The sequence below is a fragment of the Longimonas sp. genome, assembly GCF_046498435.1.
Lineage (GTDB): Bacteria > Bacteroidota > Rhodothermia > Rhodothermales > Salinibacteraceae > Longimonas.
The window spans coordinates 1-4,364 of record NZ_JAWOAR010000270.1 but is presented as its reverse complement, the minus strand read 5'-3'; the positions used below and the strand labels follow the sequence as shown (position 1 = coordinate 4,364).

Here is a 4,364-nt window from a genome sequence, read left to right as displayed (position 1 = left end):
CCTGTGGTACGCACGAAGTAATCCATTCGCCGTTTGAGGGCGAACTCACTCTGCTCACGTATCCCTCCATTGGGGCGTGGATCCCAGATCGTCGCTCCGCTCCGTCTGGGATGACGGTGTGAAGGCATAAACAAGCATTTCTGTATGTTCAACAGCGATCAGATGTATAGCACAACGCACTGAGAATGCGTTGTGCTATACATCTGATCGCTGTTGAACATACAGAAATGCTTGTTTATGCCCCCACACCGTGATCCCAGACGGATGCCGACGGCTGTCGGCAGACGATCTGGGATCCATGCCCCAATGGAGGGATACGTGAGCGGAGTGAGTTCGCCCTCAAACGGCGAATGGATTACTTCGTGCGTACCACAGGCATGACCTTCGGCCCTCGCTTCGCTCGGCTCCGGATCAGCGGCGCCAGGGGCGCCTTGCCTGTCCTGAACTCGATTCAGGATCTGGATGACGGGCGTTGGGGGGCTGTGCGACTTCTGAACCTATAGCACAACCCGTTCTTAGCACGTTCATCGCTGCTGCTCAACGACCATCTTGCCTTTACTTTGACTCAACGTCCTATCCGGACGGCCCCATGCATATGTCTTTTTGTACACGCGCTGCCCTCTACTGGCTCGGGGCTGTTATAGTGCTTGGGGGCCTAAGTGGCTTGGGCGGATGCGCTGCCTTGCAGAGCGGGATACGGAATGAGACGGATGTGGCTGCGCACTTCCTTCCCACTACGCGTGTGATGGATTCATTCGACCGCCTGAGCCAAGCCCGCATCGATACCACCGATGAAGGCCAACTCAAATTAGAGAGCGACGCCCCTTTTGGCACGCTCTGGGTGAATGCTTCAGCGCGCCACCGCCAGACGCGAGGACGCGATCTATTTGAGCCCTCCACGTTTTCAAGCTTCGCTACGCTGTGGAGCCGCGACCTCCGCCTTTCCGCCCTAAACCAGCGCATCCCACTCGATGCATATGCACGCGAGCAAGCCCACAAAACCATTCAGCGCGAGGTAGACACCCTCCACCGCGAGTCCATTCGCATCGATGTCTACCTGTACGTGGATGAACGGGTAGACGATGCCTTTCAATATACCAGTATACACCAGATGGGCGCGCGTACTTTCCTGCAGTTCGACGATTCCGACTCGACCCATACGCCCAGCCGTATTGACACTGATATTGTGCAGTACACCACCCGAAATGGAGAGGGCGTATTCTATCGCCGCAACACCCTGACCTTTGCGCGCCAGACCGATACAGTTGAAAACATTTTAGCTGATGTAGAAGAGATCACGCTGCATGTGCGCTCGATCTCATCTCCCCGTGCGCACTTACGGTTTGCATGGGATATTGGGGCATAGGCATACAGCTATCGCGCTTGTTCGGAATCTCCCTGTCTCTGCATCGGTAGAGCGCCTCCCATCTTCTTTCCGATTCAGAGCGTCTGCTCATGATCAACAGCTACTTTACGCTACGCGCCCTGGTGCGCCGCTGGCACGACGACCTGGTCGGATGCCAGGTGCACGATGCCTTCTCGCAGGTCAAGAACGAATTCTCGCTTGCGCTGACTGGCCCCGAATCCGCCTACATGCTGCGCGCCTCCGTGCAGCGTCCGCTCCTGTTCCTGTTTCGTACCCACGGCATCAGCAAAAAAAAGAGCAACGTAGCCACGCTCTTTCCCGAAGCGCGCGGGCGCACCGTCACCGACCTGCGCATTGCCCACCTCGACCGCATGGTCATGTGCACCCTTGACGACGGCTCGCGTCTTGTGTGGCAGCTTTTCGGGGCGCGCGCCAACGTGTTCTGGGTGGATGCGGAGGCCCATGCCATTCGCGATGCCTTTCGCAACGCCGACACCCTATGCGGTACCGACGCCCCCACACCACGCGCGGCCCCTATGCCCGACACGCTCGACGACTTCCTGGGACGCTGGCGCAACAATCGCAACAAAACGCGGCAAGCCATTCAGTCCGCCGTGCCCCTATTCGGACAGCTGCTGGCCCGCGAGACGGTGCACCGTGCCGGACTCGACCCCACTGCCGATCCTGAAACCGTATCATCCACTGCGAAAGAGCAGCTCTTCGCCTCCGCCCAGCAGATTCTACGCGAGCTGGAGACGCCGAGTCCGCGCCTCTACGGCACCGACTCGTTCCCCGACGCCTTTGCGCTGATCCCGCTTCAGCACCGCTCCGACGAACGCGAAGCCTTCAGCGATGTGGACAACGCCGTGCGCGTAGCCGTGCGTCGCATGCTGGCGAAACAGCATTTCGAGCGCCTCTACGCCCCGCTCGACGACGCCCTGGCACGGGCTGCCGACCGGGCCCAGCGCACCACCGAGCAGATGATGCAGGAGCTTACCAACGAAAGCCGCGCCGCCGAATACGAGCAATGGGCCCATCTGCTCATGACCCAGCCCGAGGTGGCTCCCGGTGCGGAAGAGGTGACGCTCCCCAATATGTTTAGCGAAGACGAGGAGCCCATCACCATTCCGCTCGACCCTGCCAAGTCGGTCGTTGCAAATGCCGAGCACTACTAAGACCGGGCCCGCCGCACGCGGCGCTCGCGTCAGGAGGCCGAGGCCCGCCTCGACGACGCCCTCGCGCGCGCAGAGTCCGCCCAGCAGCTCTTAGACGACCTGCGCGCCATCGACACGCTCAGCGGCATCAAGCGCTTTCGCAAGGAGCGCGCGGACGAGATTGCCCCGTTCATGGACGGCGGCTCTTCGGATGTGGACACGTTTCCGTTCCGGCGCTTCGACCTGGGCAATGGCTTTGAGGTGTGGGTCGGCAAGAACGCGCGGCAGAACGACGAACTGACCTTCCACACCGCGCAGAAATACGACCTCTGGATGCATGCGCGTCAGGTGCCGGGCTCGCACACCGTGCTGCACCTGCCCAACCGCGACGCTGAGCCCGGACGGCGTCGCATTGTGCAGGCCGCCCAGATCGCCGCATACTACAGCAAAGCCCGAGGCAGCGGCGCAGTGCCCGTCATGTACACGCGCCGCAAGTACGTGCGCAGCCCCAAAGGCAGCCCACCCGGCGCCGTAACAGTCCAGCACGAAGACGTCGTCATGGTCGAACCCGGACTGCCTGAAAGATAAGCGGGAAGTCGGGCACCGGATGAGCAGGCCGCGTGAGATTAATCACAGGACCTGGCACCGACGGTCCGTACGTGTTTAGCGCAGGAAGAAACAGGTGCAAGCGATCGCCGGCTATGAGAAATCCTGCGGGAGAGCGTCGTAGCCTGCGGCGGCTAATCTCACAATCCTACAAAAGTCGGCTGAACCTCGCTTCTGAACCCTAAAGTCTGGGAATGCTCCCTTGTTACACCTTGCCACAACCGATTGAGGAGATGCCTATCTGCTTTGATGCTACGGCTTCGGAGCATTGGCCGTTATCCATTGGTGCACCCATTTGACATCCTTGTGACGACACATTACCTTATATATGTCTTCTCAATAATAAGCAGTCAGACGCGGACTTAGTACGGGTCTGATGCCCGTTTCCCGCTTGCAGTACCTGGCCTTCCCCCACACATCATGGCCCGACGCCGCTCCTCAACCGTCAACGTATGGCCGGTGTTTACCGATGCGATGCTGGCTTTTGCCCTCGTCATGGTCCTCATGGTCACCTATCAGGTGGCGAGATTTATTGAGTTGGATGATGAAGAAGAAGAACCATGGATTGAACTACGTGAGGAAGAACAAGAGCAGATCGACGCACGGATTGAGGAACTGCGCCAATCAGGATACAACATCGAAGTCACGCGCGATGGGATTATCCAAAACCTCCAGTTTGGCGCAGATGTGACGTTCGAAAGTGGAGATGATGCTTTGAGTGAACTGGGAGCCGATCTAATGAGCGAAATCGCTCGCGAAATTACAGGGCGTGCCGGGGGCGAACGGCTCGAAACACTCACCGAGGTGCAGGTGCAAGGGCACACCGACAACGTGCCGATCAGCGGCTCTTTCCGCTCAAACTGGGAACTGAGTACTGCGCGTGCTACCCGCGTGGTTGAATCTCTCATTGAAGGCGGGCTCGACCCTACAGAGATAGACATGTCAGCGTCGGGGTATGGCGAGTTCCGGCCGCGCAACTGTCCATCAGACGACATTGAGGCATGCAACGAAACGCCTGCCGCCCGTGCTGAGAATCGCCGCCTGGAGATGCGGCTCGTCTTTACCGATACGCCTCCCCCCGGATGGGTACCTGACTACTAATTTTGTTCATGCGGCCCCTTCTTTATCATCGCTAATCCTCGTTGACTTATAACCCATGGTTCCCTCAAAGCACATACCCATCCGTCTGTGGAGATACACCGGACTGCTTGCCCTGCTGATTGTGCTGAGCGGATGTG

The 4,364-nt window shown here is 59.0% G+C and carries 4 protein-coding genes; all 4 read left to right on the top strand.

The window, feature by feature from the left end; genetic code table 11:
- The first annotated feature begins 595 nt into the window (after positions 1–595).
- A complete protein-coding gene (locus tag R6U20_RS10540; RefSeq protein ID WP_410337817.1) occupies positions 596–1,366 on the top strand; it encodes a hypothetical protein in 771 nt (256 codons plus the stop codon).
- A gap of 89 nt (positions 1,367–1,455) precedes the next feature.
- Positions 1,456–2,541 carry an NFACT family protein gene (locus R6U20_RS10535; protein ID WP_410337816.1) on the top strand — a complete coding sequence of 362 codons (1,086 nt, stop codon included), beginning with the start codon at positions 1,456–1,458 and terminating at the stop codon, positions 2,539–2,541.
- Between the two features lie 171 nt (positions 2,542–2,712).
- Positions 2,713–3,108 carry an NFACT RNA binding domain-containing protein gene (locus R6U20_RS10530; protein WP_410337815.1) on the top strand — a complete coding sequence of 132 codons (396 nt, stop codon included), beginning with the start codon at positions 2,713–2,715 and terminating at the stop codon, positions 3,106–3,108.
- Positions 3,109–3,546: 438 nt separating this feature from the next.
- Entirely contained in the window at positions 3,547–4,227 is a 681-nt protein-coding gene (locus R6U20_RS10525) for a flagellar motor protein MotB (RefSeq protein WP_410337814.1), read from the top strand.
- Positions 4,228–4,364: the final 137 nt, after the last annotated feature.

Bases quoted from the DNA above. Each gene is read 5' to 3' on its own strand.
- R6U20_RS10540 (WP_410337817.1), top strand. From the start codon at position 596: ATGTCTTTTTGTACACGCGCTGCCCTCTACTGGCTCGGGGCTGTTATA.
- R6U20_RS10535 (WP_410337816.1), top strand. From the start codon at position 1,456: ATGATCAACAGCTACTTTACGCTACGCGCCCTGGTGCGCCGCTGGCAC.
- R6U20_RS10530 (WP_410337815.1), top strand. From the start codon at position 2,713: ATGGACGGCGGCTCTTCGGATGTGGACACGTTTCCGTTCCGGCGCTTC.
- R6U20_RS10525 (WP_410337814.1), top strand. From the start codon at position 3,547: ATGGCCCGACGCCGCTCCTCAACCGTCAACGTATGGCCGGTGTTTACC.